This is a genomic window from Pseudomonas sp. D1-36, from assembly GCF_051132205.1.
In the GTDB taxonomy this organism is placed as follows: domain Bacteria; phylum Pseudomonadota; class Gammaproteobacteria; order Pseudomonadales; family Pseudomonadaceae; genus Aquipseudomonas.
Genome location: NZ_CP071674.1, coordinates 2,175,090 through 2,195,877, shown reverse-complemented (window position 1 = coordinate 2,195,877; position 20,788 = coordinate 2,175,090). Strand labels below are relative to the sequence as shown.

Annotated in this window: 22 protein-coding genes; 11 read left to right on the top strand and 11 right to left on the bottom strand. The window is 62.7% G+C overall.

All coding sequences use genetic code 11. The features are described from left to right. Nucleotides 1-6: 6 nt before the first annotated feature. Both J3P76_RS09965 and J3P76_RS09960 read right to left on the bottom strand, forming a co-directional pair. Nucleotides 7-669 (bottom strand): amino acid ABC transporter permease, encoded by a 663-nt coding sequence (locus J3P76_RS09965; RefSeq protein ID WP_030141394.1) that lies wholly within the window; start codon nt 667-669, stop codon nt 7-9. 54 nt (nt 670-723) lie between these two features. Beyond that, nucleotides 724-1,572 (bottom strand): transporter substrate-binding domain-containing protein, encoded by an 849-nt coding sequence (locus tag J3P76_RS09960; RefSeq protein WP_420763542.1) that lies wholly within the window; start codon nt 1,570-1,572, stop codon nt 724-726. A 350-nt stretch (nt 1,573-1,922) separates the two neighbouring features. Between J3P76_RS09960 and J3P76_RS09955 the strand changes: the two genes are divergently transcribed. Together J3P76_RS09955 and J3P76_RS09950 are read left to right on the top strand one after the other, a co-directional pair. Next, nucleotides 1,923-2,369 carry a thioredoxin family protein gene (locus J3P76_RS09955; RefSeq protein WP_434701795.1) on the top strand — a complete coding sequence of 149 codons (447 nt, stop codon included), beginning with the start codon at nt 1,923-1,925 and terminating at the stop codon, nt 2,367-2,369. 180 nt (nt 2,370-2,549) lie between these two features. Further along, nucleotides 2,550-3,995, top strand: coding sequence for an aldehyde dehydrogenase family protein (locus J3P76_RS09950; protein WP_434606458.1), 1,446 nt, complete (start codon nt 2,550-2,552; stop codon nt 3,993-3,995). Nucleotides 3,996-3,999: 4 nt separating this feature from the next. On the opposite strand, the gene J3P76_RS09945 is transcribed toward J3P76_RS09950, so the two are convergent. Next, nucleotides 4,000-4,392: a GFA family protein gene (locus J3P76_RS09945; RefSeq protein ID WP_434648052.1), complete on the bottom strand. Its 393-nt coding sequence runs from the start codon at nt 4,390-4,392 to the stop codon at nt 4,000-4,002. A 30-nt stretch (nt 4,393-4,422) separates the two neighbouring features. Then, complete coding sequence (locus J3P76_RS09940) at nt 4,423-5,349, bottom strand: LysR substrate-binding domain-containing protein (protein WP_434606463.1); 927 nt, start codon at nt 5,347-5,349, stop codon at nt 4,423-4,425. Nucleotides 5,350-5,482: 133 nt separating this feature from the next. On the opposite strand from J3P76_RS09940, the gene J3P76_RS09935 reads away from it, so the two are divergent. Beyond that, entirely contained in the window at nt 5,483-5,884 is a 402-nt protein-coding gene (locus J3P76_RS09935) for a RidA family protein (protein WP_434606465.1), read from the top strand. Here J3P76_RS09935 and J3P76_RS09930 read toward each other — a convergent pair whose 3' ends face one another. From J3P76_RS09930 to J3P76_RS09915, 4 genes are all read right to left on the bottom strand, one after another. Continuing rightward, on the bottom strand, nt 5,885-6,364 hold the full coding sequence (locus tag J3P76_RS09930; RefSeq protein WP_420763535.1) for a VOC family protein: 480 nt from the start codon (nt 6,362-6,364) through the stop codon (nt 5,885-5,887). Between the two features lie 67 nt (nt 6,365-6,431). Continuing rightward, nucleotides 6,432-7,733 carry an Nramp family divalent metal transporter gene (locus J3P76_RS09925; RefSeq protein WP_420763534.1) on the bottom strand — a complete coding sequence of 434 codons (1,302 nt, stop codon included), beginning with the start codon at nt 7,731-7,733 and terminating at the stop codon, nt 6,432-6,434. Between the two features lie 146 nt (nt 7,734-7,879). Next, entirely contained in the window at nt 7,880-8,119 is a 240-nt protein-coding gene (locus tag J3P76_RS09920) for a hypothetical protein (RefSeq protein WP_434559513.1), read from the bottom strand. Further along, complete coding sequence (locus tag J3P76_RS09915) at nt 8,112-8,897, bottom strand: MlaA family lipoprotein (protein WP_434648063.1); 786 nt, start codon at nt 8,895-8,897, stop codon at nt 8,112-8,114. The genes J3P76_RS09920 and J3P76_RS09915 overlap by 8 nt, the downstream gene beginning before the upstream one ends. 340 nt (nt 8,898-9,237) lie before the next feature. On the opposite strand from J3P76_RS09915, the gene J3P76_RS09910 reads away from it, so the two are divergent. From J3P76_RS09910 to kefC, 4 genes are all read left to right on the top strand, one after another. Beyond that, entirely contained in the window at nt 9,238-9,948 is a 711-nt protein-coding gene (locus J3P76_RS09910; RefSeq protein WP_434701794.1) for a response regulator, read from the top strand. After that, nucleotides 9,945-11,291, top strand: coding sequence for a sensor histidine kinase (locus J3P76_RS09905; RefSeq protein ID WP_434701793.1), 1,347 nt, complete (start codon nt 9,945-9,947; stop codon nt 11,289-11,291). The genes J3P76_RS09910 and J3P76_RS09905 overlap by 4 nt, the downstream gene beginning before the upstream one ends. A gap of 102 nt (nt 11,292-11,393) precedes the next feature. Next, nucleotides 11,394-11,915, top strand: a complete 522-nt coding sequence (kefF, locus tag J3P76_RS09900) for a glutathione-regulated potassium-efflux system oxidoreductase KefF (protein WP_434559517.1) — start codon at nt 11,394-11,396, stop codon at nt 11,913-11,915. Between the two features lies 1 nt (nt 11,916). Further along, nucleotides 11,917-13,743, top strand: a complete 1,827-nt coding sequence (kefC, locus tag J3P76_RS09895; RefSeq protein ID WP_434559519.1) for a glutathione-regulated potassium-efflux system protein KefC — start codon at nt 11,917-11,919, stop codon at nt 13,741-13,743. A 12-nt stretch (nt 13,744-13,755) separates the two neighbouring features. On the opposite strand, the gene J3P76_RS09890 is transcribed toward kefC, so the two are convergent. After that, the gene (locus J3P76_RS09890; protein WP_434606477.1) at nt 13,756-14,724 is read right to left on the bottom strand and encodes a GlxA family transcriptional regulator; all 969 of its coding nucleotides are present in this window, start codon (nt 14,722-14,724) and stop codon (nt 13,756-13,758) included. 92 nt (nt 14,725-14,816) lie between these two features. On the opposite strand from J3P76_RS09890, the gene J3P76_RS09885 reads away from it, so the two are divergent. Further along, on the top strand, nt 14,817-15,602 hold the full coding sequence (locus J3P76_RS09885; protein WP_434701792.1) for an MBL fold metallo-hydrolase: 786 nt from the start codon (nt 14,817-14,819) through the stop codon (nt 15,600-15,602). On the opposite strand, the gene J3P76_RS09880 is transcribed toward J3P76_RS09885, so the two are convergent. After that, the gene (locus tag J3P76_RS09880; protein WP_434701791.1) at nt 15,572-16,837 is read right to left on the bottom strand and encodes a cytochrome P450; all 1,266 of its coding nucleotides are present in this window, start codon (nt 16,835-16,837) and stop codon (nt 15,572-15,574) included. The two genes, J3P76_RS09885 and J3P76_RS09880, sit on opposite strands and share 31 nt — an antisense overlap. A 100-nt stretch (nt 16,838-16,937) precedes the next feature. Further along, complete coding sequence (locus J3P76_RS09875; protein ID WP_434606483.1) at nt 16,938-17,801, bottom strand: aldo/keto reductase family oxidoreductase; 864 nt, start codon at nt 17,799-17,801, stop codon at nt 16,938-16,940. Nucleotides 17,802-17,901: 100 nt separating this feature from the next. Here J3P76_RS09875 and J3P76_RS09870 point away from each other — a divergent pair, with 100 nt between their 5' ends. The 3 genes from J3P76_RS09870 (at nt 17,902) to J3P76_RS09860 (ending at nt 20,440) form a co-directional block, all read left to right on the top strand. Further along, nucleotides 17,902-18,804 carry a LysR family transcriptional regulator gene (locus J3P76_RS09870; RefSeq protein ID WP_434606485.1) on the top strand — a complete coding sequence of 301 codons (903 nt, stop codon included), beginning with the start codon at nt 17,902-17,904 and terminating at the stop codon, nt 18,802-18,804. A 500-nt stretch (nt 18,805-19,304) separates the two neighbouring features. Beyond that, nucleotides 19,305-19,607, top strand: coding sequence for a transposase (locus J3P76_RS09865; protein WP_014717988.1), 303 nt, complete (start codon nt 19,305-19,307; stop codon nt 19,605-19,607). After that, complete coding sequence (locus J3P76_RS09860) at nt 19,604-20,440, top strand: IS3 family transposase (RefSeq protein WP_434611567.1); 837 nt, start codon at nt 19,604-19,606, stop codon at nt 20,438-20,440. Before J3P76_RS09865 ends, J3P76_RS09860 begins: the two co-directional genes overlap by 4 nt. Nucleotides 20,441-20,788 lie beyond the last annotated feature (348 nt).

The window sequence follows — 20,788 nt, the reverse complement described above, 5'->3', positions numbered from 1 at the left end:
AAACTCCTAACGGCGGATCGCCAGGCGCTGCTCGAAATAACGCAGCAGCATGGCAATGAGGTAACAGGCCGCGACATACAGGGCCGTGGTCACCAGCCAGGTTTCGATCACCCGGTAGCTCTCCACGTTGATCTTGCGGGCGTAATAGGTCAGCTCCGGCACGGCAATCGCCGCCGCCAGGGAGGTGTCCTTGAACAGCGAAATGAAGTTGTTCGACAGGGCCGGCAACACGTTGCGCAGCATCACCGGCACGGTGACGTAGGCCTTGACCTGCCACTCGCCCAGGCCGATCGCCAACCCCGCTTCGCGCTGGCCCTTATGAATACTCAACAGCCCGCCGCGAAACACTTCGGTCAGGTAGGCCCCGGCGTACAGCGAGAGCGTGATAACGAACGACGGCAGCTTGTCCAGGCGAATGCCCAGGCTCGGCAAGGCGAAGTAGATCAACAGGATCAGCACCAGGATCGGCGTGTTGCGGATCACGGTGACGTACACCGAGGCCAACACCCGCAACAAGCGATGCTTGCTGAGCAGCGCAAACGCCATCGCCAGGCCGATCACGCAACCGATGGCGATCGACACCAGCGCGAGGGAAAGCCCCAGGCCAAGCCCCGCCAGCAAGGTGTCGAAATCGCGCCAGACGGCGGCAAAATTCAACTGATAATTCATGGTCGGCAGTACCTTCGACGGTGCGCCCGCGAGGGGCGCCCCGGGCTCACAGGGTCATTTGAATTCAACAGGGAAACCGATCGCCGGAGACGGCAACTCAACGCCGAACCACTGCTTGAACGACGCCGCATAGGTGGGGAATTCCACACCGGTCATGGCCTCGTGCAGGGTGGTGTTGACGAAGTTCAGCCAGTCCTGGTCGCCGCGCTTGACCGCGCAGGCGTAGGTTTGCGGGCTCCAGGCGTAGGCCGGGCTGCGGTAGCGACCGGGGTTCTGCACCATCAGGTACTTGACCGAGGATTGGTCGGTGGCGGCGGCATCGGCGCGGCCGGAGTTCACCGCCTGGTACATCAGGTCGACGCTGTCGTATTGGTCGACCTTGGCCTTGGGCAGCGCCTGGTGGACCAGTTCTTCGGCGTAGACGTTTTGCAGCACCGCCACGGTGACGTCGTCATCGGCGGCCTTGAGGTCCTCGATTTCCTTGTACTTGCTGTTGGCCGGCAACAGCAGGCCCACCCCTTCGCGGTAGTACGGCAGCGTAAACGCCACTTGCTGGGCGCGGCTGGCGGTGACGGTGATGAACTGGCAGCTCATGTCGACCTTGTCGGTCAGCAGGTTGGGAATCCGCGCATCGGATGATTGCACCACGAACTCGACTTTTTCCGGGTCATTGAACAGCCCCTTGGCGACCATCCGCGCGATGTCGATATCAAACCCCTGCAACTTGCCATCCGCTCCTTGGAAGTGCCACGGCGCATTGGTGCTGCCCGTGCCCACGATCAATTTTCCGCGTTGCAGCACGCTGTCCAGCTTGCTGTCGGCCGCCTGGGCGACACCCATGGCGGCCGTCGTGGCCGCGAAGAGAAAAACACACGCTTTGAACAAGGAAGGTCGGCGTTGCATGGCAAGCACTCCAGGGTGAGTTTATTCCGCTATACCGGAATGTGGTATGTAACAACGGAATAGACAGCAGAAAGTGTGCCACAGCCTTTCGATGCGGTGGAGTGAAAAATGGAACGTCAATGAAATCAGGAAGATAGAAATCCAGCGGATCGGGCGGCGCAACCATGACCCGCTCGCGGCTGCTACCGATGGCTACGGCCCCTGGGTAACAAGGCCCCATTACGAAGCCTATCGGGGGCGCAATACACCCATCGCACCGAAACGGGGCCGCCACCTGTCAACTCTGACAGTAGCGTCGCCGGAACGTGTTGCTTATGGTCCTGGGCACGTCTCGACACAGGGAAGCCGCCATGAGCTCGCTCATCACTCACGTCAGCACTCAAAAGGACTACCGCACGGCGCTCAAGACCTGGCGCCCGGTGGTCTTTTATTTCGGCCATCCGCACTGCTACGCCTGCGGCATGGCCGACCTGCTGTTCTGCAAGGTTGCCGAGACCTTCGAGAATCGGGCCGTGATCTACAAACTGAGCACCGATCAATCGCCTCGGCACCCGGAAGTCACCGGCACGCCCACCGTGCTGTTCTATAAAGACGGAAAACTACAGCGCAAGCTCAAGGGCATCGGTGACCCGGCCTCATTCGTCCAGACCTTTACCGAGCTCGTCGGCCGGACCAGACCCAGGCGCTTGCCGACGCCACGGCGGCACGATTTGCGCTGGTTGCGCCAGCAACTCAAAACACTGTGCACCGCCCGCCGGGCCCCGGCACTTTTGCGGCTGCGGGCGACGCCTCGGTAGCGTCGGGCCTGCGAAGCGCCTTCGCTACGTTTTTGCAAAGTCAGCCCGGCATATTCAGCAGATTGTTCTTTGCCGAGCCAAACAACGGCACAACCCGCCAGGGCCGCTTTGGTAGTTTATCGGCATGCAACCACGACCTGCTGCCGGCAGTGTCATCACCGCTCTATGGGAGCCTGATGGATGACCAAACCCTCATATATTCCGCAAAATACCGGGCAGTTCTACATCGACGGTCATTGGCAATCGCCGACCCGGGGGACGACGCTGGCAGTCGTCAATCCGGCCACCGAAGAGGTGCTCGCCGAGGTTGCCCAAGGATCATCCGACGACGTTGACCGCGCCGTCGCGGCGGCAAAGGCGGCGATGCCCGGCTGGGCCGCGACCGCAGTGGCGGATCGCGCCCGAATCCTCGGGAAGATCCATGAACTGATGCTCGAACGCAAGGAAGCGCTGGCCCAGGTGCTGTGCCTGGAAATGGGCGCGGCAATCGGTTTCGCCCGATCCATGCAAGTGCCGCTGGCGGCCGAACACGTTCGTGTGGCGCGCGATGTGCTGTCCACTTATGCATTTCAGAAAATCGAGAACGGCACCGCCATCGTGCGCGAACCCATCGGCGTCTGCGGTTTGATCACGCCGTGGAACTGGCCGCTCTATCAGATCACCGCCAAGGTCGCCCCGGCGATCGCCGCCGGTTGCACCGTGGTGCTCAAGCCCAGCGAACTGTCGCCTTTGAGCGCCCTGCTGTTCGCCGAACTGGTGCATGACGCCGGCCTGCCGGCAGGCGTGTTCAACCTGGTCAACGGCGGCGGTGCCGAGGTCGGCGCGGCCATGGCGGCGCACCCCGACATCGACATGATTTCCATCACCGGCTCCAATCGCGCCGGCGCCCTGGTGGCCCAAGCCGCCGCCCCCACGGTCAAGCGGGTCACCCAAGAGCTGGGCGGCAAGTCGCCAAACGTGTTTCTGCCCGACGCCGACTTCGCCAAGGCCGTGCCGCCCGGCGTGATGTCGGCGTTGCGCAATGTCGGCCAGTCCTGCAGCGCGCCGACGCGGATGATCGTACCCAGGAACCGCCTGGCGGAAGTCGAGGCACTGGCGGCCGCCACGGCCAATGCCATCATCGTCGGTGACCCACGGTCGGAAGACACCGTGCTCGGCCCGATTGCCAACCAGGCCCAGTTCAAGCGCGTGCAGGCGATGATCGAAGCGGGCCTGGAGGAAGGGGCCAAGCTGATTTGCGGTGGGCCGGGACGCGTCGACGGTTTCACCAAAGGCTTCTACACCCGGCCAACCGTGTTCTCGCAAGTCGACAACGGCATGCGCATCGCCCAGGAAGAAATCTTCGGCCCGGTGCTGTGCATCATCCCGTACGACACGCTGGACGAAGCCGTCGCCATCGCCAACGACACCGTCTACGGGCTGGGCGCGCACGTTCAGGGCCGCGACCTTGACCAGGTACGCGCCGTGGCCAAGCGCATCCGTGCCGGGCAAGTGCTGCTGAACTATCCGACCTGGAACCCCATGGCCCCGTTCGGCGGTTACAAGCGCTCGGGCAACGGGCGCGAATATGGGGTCCATGGGTTCGAGGAGTATCTGGAGATCAAGGCGATTGTCGGGTTCGAGTAACCGCCTACTCCTCTGTCCGCCCGCTGCCCCCGCGATCATGCTGATACCGCCGCGCCAGCGGGAACGCCGGCAGCCAGGACTCGCGGCGCACGGTCCAGCATTCGTAGGTGGGCGTCAGTTGGTCGGGAGTATCGAGCGTGCCGAGGTGCACTTCGATCTCGTCGCCGCTGCGGGCGAACAGCGACGAGCCGCAATTGGGGCAGAAGAAGCGCCCGGCATAATCCCGGGGCTCGCCCGTGACGGTGACGGCGTCCTCGGGGAACACCGCCGCCGCAAAAAACAGTGCACCGTGATGCTTGCGGCAATCCAGGCAGTGGCAAAGGCCGACCCGGTATGGACGGCCAGACGCTTCAAGACGAACGTTGCCGCACAGGCAACCGCCGGTGAATCGTTCCATCGCTGTTATCCTCTGCGATCGAGAAAAATGTCATGACGCCTGCCGATCAAGGATAGGCGCATGCTGCGCCATCAGCTCCATCACCCAGTCAATGAACACCCGCAGCTTGGCACTGATGTGCCGGTTCGGCGGGTAGGCCACGTACATCGGCATCGACTCCAGGCGCCAATCTTCGAACAACGGGACCAACGTCCCCTGCGCCTGGTGAGTCCGCGACATATAGATGGGCAACCAGAGCACCCCCAGCCCCGCCAGGCCGGCGGCCAGGTAGGCGTTGCCATCGTCGATCGCCAGGGCGTAACGCCCCTTGATGCGCAGGTGCTCGTCCTGTCGGTGCATGGCATAGGGCAAGGCCTTGCCGGTGCGTGCCCACAGGAAACCGACGACGCGATGTTGGGAATCCTCCAGCTCACGCGGATGGACCGGGGTACCCAGACGCGCCAGGTAGCTTGGCGCGGCGAAGACCCCAAGGGCCAGGTCGCCGACGCGTCGGGCGATCAGCGATTGGTCCTTCAGTTCGCCGCCGCGAACCACGCAATCGACGTTTTCGTCGATTATGTCAACGATGCGGTCGCTGACGCCCATGTCGATCTGGATGTCGGGGTAACGCTCGTAGAACTCCGGCAGCGCCGGTATCAGGATCAGCGCCGCCAGCGGGCTCGGCACATCCACCCGCAGCCGCCCGCGCGGCAGGGCCTGGGCGCCGGACAAGCTGGTCTCGGCGTCGTCCAGGTCCGCCAACAGGCGAATCGCACGCTCATAGAAGGCCGCGCCGTCCGCCGTGACGTTGACCTTGCGTGTCGTGCGGTTGAGCAACTTGACTCGCAGCCGCGCTTCGAGCTGTTGCACCAGCTGGGTCACGGTGGTCTTGCTCATGTGCAGCGTCTCGGCGGCCTTGGTGAAACTGCCCGACTCCACCACACGCACGAACGCCTGCATCGCATCGAAACGGTTCATTTCCTGCCTCGGATTGTTTGGTTTCTACAAACAGTGATCGCCAAGGTTGCTCGTTTATCGCCCGGGCACAAGCCCCTAGAGTGACTTCATCGTTGAGTTCCGGCCGCTTTCGGCCATTGATGGAGAGATTCCCATGACCACCCGAGACGTTGTTTTCCCGCCCGGACGCCAGGCGCTTTACGAGCGCAACCGCTATTCGCCGGCGATTCGCTCCAATGGTTTGCTGTTCGTATCCGGACAGGTCGGCAGCCGCGAGGACGGCTCGCCCGAGCCCGTGCTGGAAGACCAGGTGCGCCGCGCCTTCACCAATCTTGCGGCCATACTCGCCGCCGCCGATTGCAGCTTTGACGACGTGATCGACGTCACGGTCTTCATGGTTGATCCCGAATCGATATTCGAACGGGTCTGGAGCGTGGTGCCCGAATTCTGGGGCCACGCGCCGCACCCAACGCTGACAGCGGTGGGTGTGACATGGCTGTATGGTTTCCAGTTCGAGATCAAGGTGATTGCCAGGTTGCCCGGAACCGCAAGCTGACTACCCCTTCACCGCCGCCTCGATCGCCGCGATGTCGATCTTGGTCATGTTCATCATGGCTTCGAAGGCGCGCTTGGCGGCGGCTTTGTCGGCGCTGGTGATCGCCTCGACCAGAACCCGGGGGCTGATCTGCCACGACACACCCCACTTGTCCTTGCACCAGCCGCAAGCGCTCGCCTGGCCGCCGTTGTCGATGATCGCGTTCCAGAGGCGATCCGTCTCGGCCTGGTCATCGGTTGCGACCTGGAAGGAGAAGGCTTCGTTGTGCTTGAACATCGCGCCGCCATTCAAGCCGATGCAGGGAATGCCGATCACCGTGAAATCCACCGTGATGACATCGCCCTGCTCGCCCGCCGGATAATCGCCCGGCGCATGGTGGATCGCGTTCACCGCGCTGTCGGGAAACGTGCTTGCGTAGAACTCAGCTGCGTCCTGCGCGGTGCCGTCGTACCAGAGGCAAATCCTGTTCTTGTTGTTCATTGGGATTCTCCGAAAGGGACTGGACCATGAAGTCTAGCAGCCCCTTCCAGAGATGAATGCCCAGGGCTCAGGCAAACAGATCGACGCCCAGTTGGAACGCCACCCACAACGCCAGGCCGGTCGCGAACACCAGCGCGATGTTCTCGAACAGGTTGTTGCGGTATTCCTTGCCCAGCAGCGACTTCTGGTTGGACATGATCAGCAGGCCCAGGGAGATCACTGGCAGGCCGACGATGTTCAGCGCGTTGACACCGATGGTCAGGGTCACGAAGTCTGGCATGCCCGGCAGCGACCAGATCAGCGGCGTGACGAGGATGAACAGCATGAACCACTTGTGCATCGGGTCGCGGTGGAACTCCTTGCCATAGCGCTCGCGACGCTCAGGACGCACGTGCTGGAAGGCATCGGTGATCAGCATCGGGAATGCCGTGGTCTTGCCGGAAATGCTCGCGAACAGCGTGGCGAACACACCGACGAAGAACACATACCAACCGATCGAGCCGAAGAACATTTCCAGGGCCTTGCCCAGGTCGCCCAGGGTTTTCACCTCGATGCCATTAGGCCGCAGGATCTCGGCGCCGACGATCCAGATCGCCAGGTTGATGACGATCCCGACAAACACCGCAAACAACAGGTCGTTGCGCTGGATGCGCTTGTGCTCAGGGCCAACCCAGCCTTTCTGGCGCATGACATAAGGGTGGACGAAGTTGGCGATGGAACCCGCCACCGCGCCAATCACCGACACCGCCACCAGCAGCGCACCGTGCACGCCTTCATCGGGTGGAATGCTGAAGCCGATGGTGCCTTTGACGATCCCGGCGACATCCGGGCCGGACATGACCGCCAAGGCGAGGAACGCCAGGGTCATGATCGCCAGCAACACTTTCATCACGCCCTCGATCATCGAGTAGATATTGCGCCCGACGAGCATCCACACCGCCAACACCACCGCCACCGAACACAGCAGCGGGTAGTCGGTCTTGAGCAGCATCGCCAAGGCCTCGCCGGCGCCCTTGATCATGTAGGCGTTCATCAGGTGCCCCATGAGCAGCGCATACACCAGCATGAACCAGGCGAAAAACGGATTGAGCTGGGCGTAACCCTGCAGGATGGTCATGCCCTGGTTATTGCACAGCTGGAAGCGGGCAATGATGTTGACGATCAGGTATCGGAGCAGCAAGGACACCGCCAGCACCCACATCATTGCGTAGCCGTAGTTCGCGCCGGCCACGGAAGATGTGATGAGATCGCCAGCGCCCAGCCATGACAGTACCGCGATGATACCGGGGCCAAGTAGCTTCAAGAGGCGTACGAAGCGGCTCTGCGCGGGGGCCACGGCCTGGCCTTCTGCGGAGGGAATGCTCGACATGGATGGAATCTCCGTTATTTTTTTTGTGAGGAACGGAAACAGTCGACCATATTTCGTACGACATCGTACAACCATAATTAAGCCGGAAGTATGTAAAAATGTTTCAACTCCCCGACATGGTTACACGCCGGGGAGATCGCCCATCGTCACGGCCCGCTGCCCCGCTCGCCATTGTTGATCATCCAACGAATCATGCTCGCCAACGGCACCCGATAGTGCTGGGCTGCACACAGGCCCGGTTGCTGCGGGTCGTACCATTCGACGTAGCGGCTGAGCAGTACGTGCTGGCCGTCCTCGGCAAGCCGCAGTTCGAGCTCGCGGCAATGCAGCGAGCCTTGGTCAATGGTCTTCACCCGCCGATGCAGGACCAGCGCCTGGCTATTCATCGGCGCCACCGCGTTCCGGGCATTGCGGCTCGTCCTGGACGGCGCCCAGTTTGCCATCCGCGACGAAATCAGCACGTCGTTGCGCGATGGCGTCGCGCAGCGCCACGTAATAGTCCGGTCGCGCCTGCAACTGGTCGGTGAGCGGCAGCGCCTGCGCGCGTCCATCGACGACGCCGCCCACGGTCTTGATCGTACCCAGGGTCTGGACGGTATCGCTGTTGTCGCCGAAAGGGTCCACGACGAAGCTCACCACCTTGCCGGTCGCGTCCCTCAGGTTGGCAGTGCCCAGCAGCGGCAATTCCACGATCGGTCCGGGGGCGATATTCCAGACGCCAAACGTCTGGCCGAAATCCGATTCATGACGCGCGATGCCCATCTTGCCCGACACGTCGATCAGCCCGACGATGCCCACGGTGGTGTTGATGACGAAGCGCCCAAGAGTCGTGACCGAACGCTGTCCATTGCCTTGCAGCAAATCGTTGATGAACACCTTGGGCTCACCGAAGTTGGCGACGAAGTTGTGTACGCCAGCCTGGAACATGTCCGGCAGTTTGCGATACCCACGGGCGACGGGGGCCAGGGCGTAATCGTCCACGGTACGGTTGAAGGCGAAGATGCCGCGGTTCACCGGTTCGGCCGGATCGTGCACCGCATAGGGAACACTTTCGCAACTGCCCGGCTTGGCGGTTGGCGTACTGCTGCAGCCGCTGGCGAGTACCGCCAGCGCGACGATGACGGTGGATCGGACAAACAGCGGCGCGGGTTTGAGGATCGACATGCGGGGCTATCTCGGGGAGGAATGGAGGGGTGCCTATGCCGGTTAAAAGCCAAACACCAAACCCGTGGCGAGGGCGCTTGCTCGCGCCTTAGTGCGAAGCGCTCACCGCTGTTTTGGGGCCGCTTCGCGACCCAGCGGGAGCAAGCTCCCTCGCCACGGGTTCTGGGTGGAACTGACTATTTGGAGAGACCGACATCGACCCCATCCTGCCGCCGTTTTCTTGCCCGCAGATTTCCGGAATATTGCCCGCCGGCAGCTTTGTTTCCGGATTGAAATAAATGACGCAGGCCCGGATTGACCCTAGTATTGCACCCCGTATTCATTGCCCGACGTGACCACCGTGAGCCACTTGTTACTGGTGGACGATGACCTCGAAGTCCTCGCCCTGCTGCGCAAATTCCTTGAGCAACATGGCTATAGCGTCGAAGTCGCCGCCGACGGCAACGCCCTGTGGCAAGCGGTGGAGCGCCGGCAGCCAGACCTGATCATCCTCGACGTGATGTTGCCGGGCGACAATGGGCTGGTGCTGTGCCAGCGCCTGCGCAACGAGCACCGGGTCGGGATCATCATGCTCACCGCCATGGGCGAATTGAGCGACCGTGTCGTCGGCCTGGAAATGGGCGCCGACGACTACCTCACCAAGCCCTTCGATGCCCGAGAATTGCTGGCCCGGGTGCGCGCCGTCCTGCGGCGCACCGGCGAAGCCAGGGGCAGCCCGAGCGACCTCGCCCGGCCGACCCTGGAGTTCGAAGGTTGGCAACTGGACGTCACCCGTCGCGAATTGCGCTCGCCCGACAAGGTCATGATTCCGCTGTCTACCGGGGAATTCGAATTACTGCTGGTCTTCGCCGAACATCCACGCCGGGTGCTCACCCGCCAGCAACTGCTCGACCTGGCCCGTGGCGAGACCTTCGATGCGTTTGACCGAAGCATCGATGTCCAGGTCAGCCGTTTGCGGCGCAAATTGGAAAACGACGTCACCGGTCCGTCGATGATCCGCACCGTTCGCAACAGTGGCTACCTGTTCAGTCCCCACGTGGTGAAGCGATGACCACCGGGCCCACGAAGGTCCATCGACCACGGGACACCGTGGCACGCTGGATCGCGCTGACCACAATGGTGGCGATGCTGACGTTGCTGGCGCTCAACGAGCTGTTCAGCCTGTTGGCCGGCGCCTGGGCGCGCCCTCCCCTGATGGAAACCGGCCTGATGGAAAAGGCCGCTGCGATTACCCGCATCATTGATTCGGTCAAGCCCGCACAACGACCCGACATTGCCGTGGCGGCCAGTGACGAGGCGTTCAGCGTCCAGTGGCTGCGGCGCTATGAAGATGCGCGGCTACCGGTGATCGACGACCCGGAGTTCAGCGAAGGCTCGGCATCCCTGCATCGGCAGTTGGGCAGGCCCGACGCACGGATCGACGCCTACGAACCAGGAGACTGGCCAGCCGATGACCCCGCCAGGCGCTACGCCGTAATCATCGAACTGTCCGATCGCTCCTGGGTAACCGTCTCTGTGACCTCGCGCAGCTGGGGCCTGGGAGAATGGGCCCGCAACCTGATCATCATCGCACTGATCATGCTGTCGACACTGATCGTCGCCCTGATCGCCACGCGACACCTCGCCACACCGCTGGAGCGCTTTGCCGAGGGCGCCCGACGCTTTGGCGTGGACTTCCGGGCACCGCCGATCCCGGTCGTAGGTCCCTTCGAAATCCGCCAGGCGATCCTGGCGTTCAACGCCATGCAGGCCCAGCTCAAGCACTTCGTCCAGGACCGCACGCAGATGCTCGCCGCCATCTCCCACGACTTGCGAGCCCCCCTGACCCGCATGCGCCTGCGCGGCGAATTCATAGAGGACCCCGAACAGCAATCGAGGTTGTTCCGGGACGTCGACGAGATGCAGGCGATGGTCAACGCCGCCTTGGAATTCTTCCGCGACGAAGCGCGCCTGGAACACGCCACGGCGTTCGACCTGGCGGAACTGCTGCACACCGTCGTCGACGATTTCCGGGACGCTGGCACCGAAGTGTCCTTCGAAGGCGCCCAGCGGTTCGTGTATGTCGGCCGGCCCATCGGGATCAAGCGCGCGCTGAGCAACCTGATCGACAACGCGGCGAAATACGGCAGCGAACCGGGCGTGCGGTTGAAGTCCTTCGCCGACTGCGTCGAGATCCGCATCGTCGATCGCGGGCCGGGCATCGCGCTCCAATATCAGGAGCAAGTGTTCGCGCCGTTCTTTCGCATCGAAGGCTCGCGCAATAAGACCACCGGCGGCGTCGGCCTGGGCCTGTCGGCGGCACGGGCGACGGTACTGGAGCATGGCGGAACGCTGATGCTCAGGAACCGCAGGGACGGTGGCCTCGAGGTCAGGGTCTCGCTGCCGCTCAATTGACCTCGGCACGGCATTGCGGCGAACAATGTCCTAAACAACACGTGCCTTACTCGGTAGGATGTCCGGCCTTTTGACCTGGCCCTGTCGCGCGGAACCGCCCCGATGATCCTGATCGTTTACGCCCATCCCTACCCCGACCAATCGCGGGTCAACCAACAGATGCTCAAGCGCGCGTCCGACAACCCAGATGTGGTCATACGGTCTCTCTACGAGCTTTACCCAGACTTCAACATCGACGTCGAGGCCGAACAGCGCGCTGCCGAGCAGGCTGACCTGATTGTCCTCCAGCACCCGATGTACTGGTACGGCATGCCGCCTCTCTTGAAATTGTGGATCGATAAAGTGTTCACCCATGGCTGGGCCTATGGCAAAGGCGCCACGGCCCTCAACGGTAAGCGCCTGTTGTGGGCCGTGAGCACGGGTGGCGAACGGGAGCATTTCCAGATCGGCGCGTACCCGGACTTTTCCGCGCTGGCCCAGCCGCTCCATGCCACGGCGCTCTATTGCCACATGCGCTGGCTCGAGCCGGTCGCCGTGCACGGCGCCTACGCCGCCGAGTCCGACACTCAACGGGCACAAATCGAACACTACGGCGCACGCCTGGCCGCTTGGAAGGAAGATTGAAATGCAGACGCACAGCCTGATCGAGATGCTTATCTACCTGGCCTCGGCGACGCTGATCGTGCCGATTGCCGTGCGCTTCGGCCTGGGCCCGGTGCTGGGTTACCTGCTGGCCGGTTGCGTGATCGGCCCGTGGGGCCTCAAGCTCATCACCGATGTAAAAGCTATTTTGGAGTTCGCCGAAATCGGCGTCGTCCTGATGCTGTTCATCATTGGTCTAGAGCTCGACCCCAAGCGGTTGTGGGCGCTGCGCAGGATGGTGTTCGGCGGCGGCGCCCTGCAGATGCTGGCCTGCGGCGGTGCAATCGCCGCGTTCTGCGCGGCCCTGGGGCTGAATTGGACGGCGGCGCTGCTGGTCGGCCTGACGTTGAGCCTGTCCTCAACCGCCATCGCCATGCAGGCGATGAGCGAACGCAACCTGACCGCCACCGCCGTCGGGCGCAGCAGCTTTGCGGTGCTGTTGTTCCAGGACATCGCGGCCATTCCCCTGGTCGCCATGATCCCGTTGTTGTCGGCCCACGGCCAAACCCCGTCAGGCATGGCCTTGGCGCTGTCGATCGTCAAAATTGTCGCCGCCATCAGCGTCGTCGTGCTGCTGGGGCGCTACGTAACGCGACCGCTGCTGCGCTTCGCCGCGCGCTCGGGCCTGCGGGAGATTTTCAGTGCGGTGGCGCTCTTTCTGGTGTTCGGTTTCGGCTTTCTTCTCGAAGAGGCCGGCCTGTCGATGGCCATGGGCGCGTTCCTCGCCGGCGTGCTGTTGGCAAGCTCCGAATACCGCCACGCCCTGGAAAGCGACATCGAGCCGTTCAAGGGCCTGCTGCTGGGGCTGTTCTTTATCGGCGTGGGCATGTCGATCGATTTCGGCACGCTGATCAACGCACCGCTGAAGGTCATCACCCTGACCCTGGGTTTCATCCTGATCAAACTGCTGGTGATCAAGACCGTCAGCCGCTTCCTGAACGTGCCCGCCGGCCAGCGCTCCTGGCAAGCGGTGCTGCTCGGCCAGGGCAGTGAATTCGCGTTCGTGGTGTTCGGCGCTGCAACGTTGGCCGGCATCCTCACCGACCAGTGGGGCAAAAGCCTGACGCTGGCGGTCGCCCTGTCCATGTGCCTGACGCCCTTGCTGATCCTGCTGCTGGACCGCGTGGAATCGGCCACCAAAAAGGACAACCAGCAATCCGATCTCGTCGACCAGCAGAATCCAAGGGTGATCATTGCCGGCTTCGGTCGTTTCGGGCAGATCGCCGGTCGCTTGCTGATGTCCTGCGGCGTTGAGGTGGTGGTTCTCGACCATGACCCCGACAACATCGAGACGCTGCGCAAGTTTGGCGTAAAAGTGTTCTACGGCGACGCCACGCGCCTCGATCTGCTCCACGCCGCCGGCGCGGCCCAGGCGATGGTGCTGATCAATGCGATAGACGATCAGCAGGACAACCTGACGCTGACCCGAATGGCCCAGGAACACTTCCCCGGATTGAAACTGATCGTGCGGGCGCGGGACATGGCGCACCTGATCACCCTGCGGCAGTTGGGCGTGGAAAGCGCCGAGCGGGAGACCTTTGAAAGCGCGCTGTCATTGGGTCGACGCGCGCTGGTGCAGATGGGTGTCGGCGCATACGAGGCGCGCGAACGCGCCGACCAGTTCCGTCGTCTCAACCTGCAGATGCTAGAAGAAATCGTCGCCCAGCCGGAAGACGACCTCAAGTTCCGGCACGACGCCTACCGCCGCGCCAATGCGCTGCTCACGGAAATGTTCAACGAGGACCGCGCGCACCCGGTCGACAGCTGGCCGGACCATCACCGAAACGAGAAGGAGCAGGCGCGCAGCTGACGCGCCCCAGCTTCACACCCGCCCGAACTGGCGCCGGTACTGCACCGGCGTCAGCCCTGTCAGCGCCTTGAACATCCGCTGCAGGTTGGAGCTGCTGCTGAAACCCAGCTCGGCGCCGATGCTGGCCAGGGGCAGCGACGTCAATGTCAGGCGTTCGCCCACCTGATTCAACTTGATGCACCGGGCATACGCGGCGACGGTCTGGCCGGTTGCGTCGCCAACCTTGCGCGCCAGCGTGCGCTCGGACATGGCAAGCCGACTCGCCAGCGCCTTGACCGTGATCTGCTCCGCCGGCATCTGCTCGATCAAGCCATGCAACCGGCGCAGCAATCCGTCGGGCTGCTGTATCAGCGCAATCCCCTGAAACGCCACGTGAGGGACGGCCGGGCGCGGCAACACCATCAGCCGGGTAATATCGCGCAGTGCATCGTGACTGACGTTACGTTCGATCAGGTGCTCGGCGATGGGCAGGTAACCGTTCACCCCCGACGCGGTGGCGGTTCGCTCGTTGAACACGCAGTTCTGTTCGCTCTGCCAGCGCACGTTGCCGTACTGCTCCTGCATCGACTGCGCCAACCACCAGGTGACTGTCGCGCCCTGCCCGTCCAATCGGCCACAGGCGGCCAGCAGACAGACCCCGGTGCAGTAGGCCCAGAGTTGCAAGCGCCGGGGGCGGTTTGACAGCGCTTTCAACAGCGGAGCCTGGCCGGCAAGCACACCCTTGACCTGTTCGGCCGATTCGGCCCAGAAACCAGGCACCATGAGCGCATCCAGGTCGGCCTCGCCCAACGACTTCTCAGCCTGAAGACCGATGCCATGGGCGCAGGTCACCGGGCCGGCTTGCAGCGCGACATAGGTCGCCTCGAACAGCACCCGACCACTGCGGCGGTTGGCCGCGTGCAGCAAATCAGCAAAGGCAAACAGGCCGGCAGGCATGCAACCGGGAAACAGCAACAAACCGACGCGGAGTTTTTTCGGCATGGCTCAAATTGAATCAAGGATGTCAGATCCAGCCATTATGCCCATCGCCCGGGATCGGCACCATGGAACGCTCGCCCAACAAGGAACGCTCCATGAAAATCCAACAGATCCGCAACGCCACGATCATCCTTGAGTTCGGCCCGTACCGCGTGCTCGTCGACCCCATGCTGGCCGGCAAAGGCGCCCTGCCGCCGCTTCGCCTGTTCGGCGCGACCCAGCGCAATCCGCTGGTGGAGCTGCCGGCGTCCACGGCAAGCGCTCTTGAAACCGTGACTCATTGTCTGATCACGCACTGCCAGAAAGGCCACTTCGATCATCTCGATCGGGCGGCGAAACACTGGCTGCGAGAACGCCAGATCCCGGTCATCTGCACGCCCCGCGACGCCGGGTACCTCGCCAGGCGAGGCTTGAACGTCCAACCGCTCGCCAACGATCACGAGCAACCCGGCGCGTTCCTGGGTGGCAGCATTCGGTCCGTCAAATGCACCCACGGACGGGGCCTGGTGGGCAAGCTGATGGAGCACGGCGTCGGCTACCTGATCGAGTTGCCCGACGAGCCCAGCGTCTACCTCACCGGCGACACCGTGCTCACCCCCACGGTGTGCGATTTCGTATTGCGCCATAAGCCGCAGGTCAGCGTGGTCCCGGCAGGCGGGGCACGTTTCGATATCGGCGACGACATCATCATGGGCATGGAAGAAACCCTGGAATTCACCCGTCTGTCTCGTGGGACCGTGGTGGCCAATCACCTGGAAGCCATCAGCCATTGCCCGACGACGCGAGAGGCACTGCGCGCTGCCGCCGAGCGGGCGGGGGTTGCGGAACGGCTGCTCATCCCGGACGACGGTCAGGCACTGGTCTTTTCGTCCCCCCAATGACCCGTCACGGTCATCGGCACGGCCTCTCGGGGCAACATGGGCAGGCGTTGGAAATCGACGGCCTTCACGTCCAAACGCCATTGTAGGTGCCGGCACAAATATTCAAACGTTGCCTGCATCAACGACAAGGTCAACGGCTCGCCAGGACAACGGTGGTAGGTGTACTCGCCGCCGCCCTGGCTGATGACCGACGTTTTCATCGGGCATTGGCCGAAACGTTCGGGCGAAAAACTGTCCGGCGCCTTCCAATGCGCCGCATCGCGGTTGCTGCCGAAAAGGTCCAGCAGCACCCGGGTGCCTGTGTCGAAACGATAGCCGCGCCATTCGAAGCTCTCGCGCACGAACGCGGCCACCATCGGAAAGAACGCGTAGAAGCGCCGCGTTTCCTCGGCGAAGGCCCACGCCGCGCCTTCGTTGCGGGCGATGGAGGTGCGCCATCGCGGCTGTCGCTCCAGCTCGATCAGCCCGAACAACAGGAAGCGCCCCACCGCGACCACCGGGCGCAGAATGTTGAGCAATTCGACGGCCGCTACCCGTGGCGCCAACAATTGCCCTTGCTCATCGCGATGCTGGGCAAGCTTGTGCAGGGGGGACTCCGGCAACGCAGGGTGGGCGCCTCGCCGGCAGTTTTCGATCCAGCGCGCGGCCTCGGCTTCGCAGGCCTTGCGCCGCCACCACGCGGCCGGCATGCGCCAATCCAGGCGACCGCTGCCGTCGATCAGCGAGGCCAACCGCCGGGTCAGCCGGTGCATTTGTTGGTCGCTCATCGTCGCAACGCCGGCCCATTCGCAGACCGACCGACACAACTGGGCCTCGATCCAAGGCAGGCATTCGAACGCCTCGCCCACTGGAAGTCTTGCCGTGGCCTCGCTCAAGCGAGCTTCATAAACCTGGGTCAAACGCTGGACGTTTTCCTTGTCCAGCAGTTCGAGGAACAATTGCTTGCGTCGCGCATGAGGGGCTCCGTCGAGCCCCTGGACCCCACCGGCCCCCAGCAGAATATTGCGCAGCGGCGCAGGCGTGGACGTGGGCGTTCGGACAAAGCGCCGCGCGTCGTAGAACAGCTCCGCCGCCTCCAGCCCGCTGAGGCAAAGCGTGCGCCGACCCAGCAGCCGGGTCTGGAAAACCGGGCTGCCATAGGCGGCGCACCGCTTGCGAATGAACGGGTAGCCCTCGCGTAAAAAAGCCCATGTCGAATCAGCCCAGCGATGGCCGGGAATACCAGGGTCTGCCATGACGAAATCCTTGCCTGACGACGATAAATCTGGGACATCGTCCGGCCGGAGCCTGTTCGATTTTTCAGGCACCAGGCACACCGCCGCGCGGCGCCTGTCGCTACAGCATGGCGTCAAGCTCGGCCAGCATCTGCGCGGGAATTCGCAGCTCACTTGCCGAGAGGTTTTCCTGCAGGTGCGCCACGGATGACGTACCGGGAATCAGCAACATATTCGGCGCACGTTGCAGCAGCCAGGCCAACGCGACGCCCAGCGGTGAAGCGTCCAGGCGCGCGGCGACATCCGACAGGGTTTGCGATTGCAGCGGCGTAAACCCACCCAGTGGGAAGAACGGCACGTAGGCGATGCCTTGCTTGCCCAGCTCTACAATCAGTTGTTCGTCGACGCGATGGGTCAGGTTGTAGTGATTCTGCACGCAGACCACCTTCGCAATGCCCTGGGCCTGCTTGACCTGGGACGCGGTGACGTTGCTCAAGCCCAGATGGCGGATCAGGCCCTGATGCTGCAACTCGGCCAGCGTCGAGAACTGTTCCTCGATGTCGTCATCGGCTGGCGAATGCAAATTGCCCCAGGCGCGCAGGTTGACCACCTCCAACACATCCACGCCAAGGTTGCGCAGGTTGTCATGGACAGCGCGAGTCAGCTCGGCCGGGCTGTGGGCCGGGTTCCATGACGCATCCGTACCCCGGACGGCGCCAACCTTGGTCACGATGACCAGCTCGTCGGCGTAAGGATGGAGCGCTTCACGGATCAGCCGGTTGGTGACATGGGGCCCGTAGAAGTCAGCGGTGTCGATATGGTTGACGCCCGCCGCCACCGCTTCGCGCAGCACGGCGATGGCCGCCGCCGGATCCTTGGATGGCCCGAAAACCTGGGGGCCTGCCAGTTGCATCGCGCCGTAGCCCATGCGCTTGACCGTACGATCACCCAGTTGAAAAGTCCCTGCGGTGTCTGCCCTGCTCATCTCGTACCCCTTGATTAAATGTGCCTGGGCCGACTATAGGCGTTGACCACTCCGCTGATAATCAGGTGCAATCCGAACGGGCTGTACGGTGGAGAGAACAATGGCGACAAATATCCAGGACTTGCTGTCCTTCGTGGCGGTGGTGAACGCGGGCGGGTTTCGTGAAGGCGCGCGGATCAGCGGCAAATCCGCCTCCAGCCTCAGCGATGCCGTGCGACGCATCGAAAGCCGGCTCGGCGTGCGCCTGCTCAACCGCACCACCCGTAGCGTGGTGCCGACCGAGGCCGGCGCGCGCCTGATGGAACGCATCGTGCCGGCCTTGGGCGAGGTGGAATCCGCGCTGGACGTGGTCAACGATTTTCGTGATCGTCCCTCGGGCACCCTCAGGCTGAACGTACCGGTCAGCGCCGCCCGGCTGGTGCTGCCTGCGATCATCGCGCCGTTCCTCAAAAGCTACCCTGACATCCGCCTCGAAGTGGTCACCGAGGAAAGTTTCGTCGACATGCTCGCGGCCGGGTGTGACGCCGGCATTCGCTACGACGAACGCCTTGAGCAGGACATGATCGCCATTCCCATCGGCCCACGCTTGCAGCGCTTCGCCACCGCCGCCTCACCGGCATACCTCGACGCCCGTGGCCGACCCGAGCACCCGCGGGACCTGCTGCGGCACGCCTGCCTGGCCGGCAAGTTTCCCAGCGGGGCCCTACCGCTCTGGGAGTACGAACGGGACGGGGAAACCATCAGCGTCGAGCCGAACGGCCCGTTGATCGTGCGCATCGGCGGCGCCATGGACCTGGCGGTGCAGGCGGCGGTGGATGGGATGGGCATCGTTCATTTGTTCGAGGACTGGCTGCGGCCACACCTGGACAGCGGCCTGCTCGAACCGGTACTCGAACCCTGGTGGCAGCATTTCACCGGGCCGTTCCTCTACTACCCCGGCCGCCGCTACCTACCCTCGCCGCTGCGGGCGTTCGTGGACTTTGTCAATCAGAACCGCGACTAATCCGCTTTGGGAACGAGCCTGCTCGCGATGGCCGCAGTACATCCAACATCTCCACAAGCTGAACCACCGCTATCGCGAGCAGGGCTCGCTCCCACAATAGGTCCTGCGGTGTGGCCAAATTCAACAAACAACACTGCCCCCCTGTGGGAGCGAGCCTGCTCGCGATGGCGGCGGCACATCCAACATCTCTGCAAGCTGAACCACCGCTATCGCGAGCAGGGCTCGCTCCCACAAAAAGCCCTGCGCCGTGCCCGCATCCAATAAACAACACTGCCCCCCTGTGGGAGCGAGCCTGCTCGCGATGGCGGTGGCACATCCAACATCTCTGCAAGCTGAACCACCGCTATCGCGAGCAGGGCTCGCTCCCACAATAGGTCCTGCGGTGTGGCCAAATTCAACAAACAACACTGCCCCCTGTGGGAGCGAGCTTGAACTGGCCTAATGATTTTGGACACTTCAATCGGGCGCTATGATAGCGCCCAAATCTGAGGTGTTTGGATATGCGTAAATCTTATTCGAGTGAGTTCAAGCTCAAGGCTGCCAGCATGGTGCTGGATGAAGGCCAGCCGGTTACCGAGGTCTGTGCCAGCCTAGATATCGGCCCCACTGCTCTGCGCCGCTGGGTCGATCAAGTGCAAAAAGAACGCCTGGGTTCGACCCCGGTAGGGGCCAAGGCGATTACTGCTGATCAGCGAGAAATCCAGAGGCTCAAAGCCCTACTCAGGGAGAAAGACCTGGACATTGAAATCCTAAAAAAGGCCAGTGCTCTCCTGCTTTTGGACGCCAAAGATCATTCACGCTGATCGATGAGCTGGACGAGCAATACGGCGTTAAAAGGTGTTGCCGGGCGTTTGGGATCAACCGCAGTAGTTTCTACGCCTGGCGCCAGCGCCAAGGCAGAGCAAATCCTGAACGGGACAAGCTCAAAGCCGCGCTGGTCAGGCACCACAGGGCGTCCAGAGAGTCGGCCGGCGCACGTACTTTGTCCAAGGAGCTAAAAGCCAAAGGGCATCGTATCGGACGTTATATGGCTCGCAGTTTGATGCGCGAAGCTGGCATCGCTAGTCGTCAGCGCAGGCGCCATAAGTACAAGTCGCCGGGCGTTGAGGCATTGGTGGCGCCGCACGTGCTCAAGCGAAAATTTGATGTAACGGCGGTTAACCAGGTGTGGTGTGGCGACGTGACTTACATCAAGGTCGGCAAGCGGTGGATGTACTTCGCCGCCGTTCTGGATCTGTACGCTCGGAGGATCGTGGGTTGGTCGTTCTCGATGATTTCTGATGCCAACCTGACCTGCGAAGCGCTACGCATGGCGGTTGAGCTACGCGGCCACCCCCAGGATGTGTTGTTTCATTCAGACCAAGGTTGTCAGTACACCAGTCATAAATTCCGAAACGAGCTTGTGAAACACGGGTTTAGGCAAAGTATGAGCCGTAAAGGCGAGTGCTGGGACAACGCCCCCATGGAGCGTTTCTTTGGTAGTTTGAAATCAGAGTGGGTTCCTGAAACGGGCTACAAACTGGAACATGAGGCCCGGGCAGACGTGCAGCGCTATGTCTCGCGCTACAACATCAGCAGGCCTCACAGCTACAACGACTACCGGTCGCCGGTCGCGAAGGAAAGGTTGGCGGCGTGAACCTTAATCGGTGTCCAAGATTACTTGACCAGTTCAGCTTGCTCGCGATGGCGGTGGCACATCCAACATCTCTGCAAGCTGAACCACCGCTATCGCGAGCAGGGCTCGCTCCCACAATAGGTCCTGCGGTGTGGCCAAATTCAACAAACAACACTGCCCCCTGTGGGAGCGAGCTTGCTCGCGATGGCGGCGGCACATCCAACATCTCTGCAAGCTGAACCACCGCTATCGCGAGCAGGGCTCGCTCCCACAATAGGTTCTGCGGTGTGGCCAAATTCAACAAACAACACTGCCCCCCTGTGGGAGCGAGCTTGCTCGCGATGGCGGCCGCACATCCAACATCTCTGC

Bases quoted from the DNA above. Each gene is read 5' to 3' on its own strand.
- J3P76_RS09905 (WP_434701793.1), top strand. From the start codon at position 9,945: ATGACCACCGGGCCCACGAAGGTCCATCGACCACGGGACACCGTGGCA.
- J3P76_RS09930 (WP_420763535.1), bottom strand. From the start codon at position 6,364: ATGAACAACAAGAACAGGATTTGCCTCTGGTACGACGGCACCGCGCAG.
- J3P76_RS09920 (WP_434559513.1), bottom strand. From the start codon at position 8,119: ATGAATAGCCAGGCGCTGGTCCTGCATCGGCGGGTGAAGACCATTGAC.
- kefF (WP_434559517.1), top strand. From the start codon at position 11,394: ATGATCCTGATCGTTTACGCCCATCCCTACCCCGACCAATCGCGGGTC.
- J3P76_RS09960 (WP_420763542.1), bottom strand. From the start codon at position 1,572: ATGCAACGCCGACCTTCCTTGTTCAAAGCGTGTGTTTTTCTCTTCGCG.
- J3P76_RS09885 (WP_434701792.1), top strand. From the start codon at position 14,817: ATGAAAATCCAACAGATCCGCAACGCCACGATCATCCTTGAGTTCGGC.
- J3P76_RS09925 (WP_420763534.1), bottom strand. From the start codon at position 7,733: ATGTCGAGCATTCCCTCCGCAGAAGGCCAGGCCGTGGCCCCCGCGCAG.
- J3P76_RS09875 (WP_434606483.1), bottom strand. From the start codon at position 17,801: ATGAGCAGGGCAGACACCGCAGGGACTTTTCAACTGGGTGATCGTACG.
- J3P76_RS09950 (WP_434606458.1), top strand. From the start codon at position 2,550: ATGACCAAACCCTCATATATTCCGCAAAATACCGGGCAGTTCTACATC.
- J3P76_RS09915 (WP_434648063.1), bottom strand. From the start codon at position 8,897: ATGTCGATCCTCAAACCCGCGCCGCTGTTTGTCCGATCCACCGTCATC.
- J3P76_RS09955 (WP_434701795.1), top strand. From the start codon at position 1,923: ATGAGCTCGCTCATCACTCACGTCAGCACTCAAAAGGACTACCGCACG.
- kefC (WP_434559519.1), top strand. From the start codon at position 11,917: ATGCAGACGCACAGCCTGATCGAGATGCTTATCTACCTGGCCTCGGCG.
- J3P76_RS09935 (WP_434606465.1), top strand. From the start codon at position 5,483: ATGACCACCCGAGACGTTGTTTTCCCGCCCGGACGCCAGGCGCTTTAC.
- J3P76_RS09940 (WP_434606463.1), bottom strand. From the start codon at position 5,349: ATGAACCGTTTCGATGCGATGCAGGCGTTCGTGCGTGTGGTGGAGTCG.
- J3P76_RS09880 (WP_434701791.1), bottom strand. From the start codon at position 16,837: ATGGCAGACCCTGGTATTCCCGGCCATCGCTGGGCTGATTCGACATGG.
- J3P76_RS09870 (WP_434606485.1), top strand. From the start codon at position 17,902: ATGGCGACAAATATCCAGGACTTGCTGTCCTTCGTGGCGGTGGTGAAC.
- J3P76_RS09945 (WP_434648052.1), bottom strand. From the start codon at position 4,392: ATGGAACGATTCACCGGCGGTTGCCTGTGCGGCAACGTTCGTCTTGAA.
- J3P76_RS09965 (WP_030141394.1), bottom strand. From the start codon at position 669: ATGAATTATCAGTTGAATTTTGCCGCCGTCTGGCGCGATTTCGACACC.
- J3P76_RS09865 (WP_014717988.1), top strand. From the start codon at position 19,305: ATGCGTAAATCTTATTCGAGTGAGTTCAAGCTCAAGGCTGCCAGCATG.
- J3P76_RS09890 (WP_434606477.1), bottom strand. From the start codon at position 14,724: ATGCCGAAAAAACTCCGCGTCGGTTTGTTGCTGTTTCCCGGTTGCATG.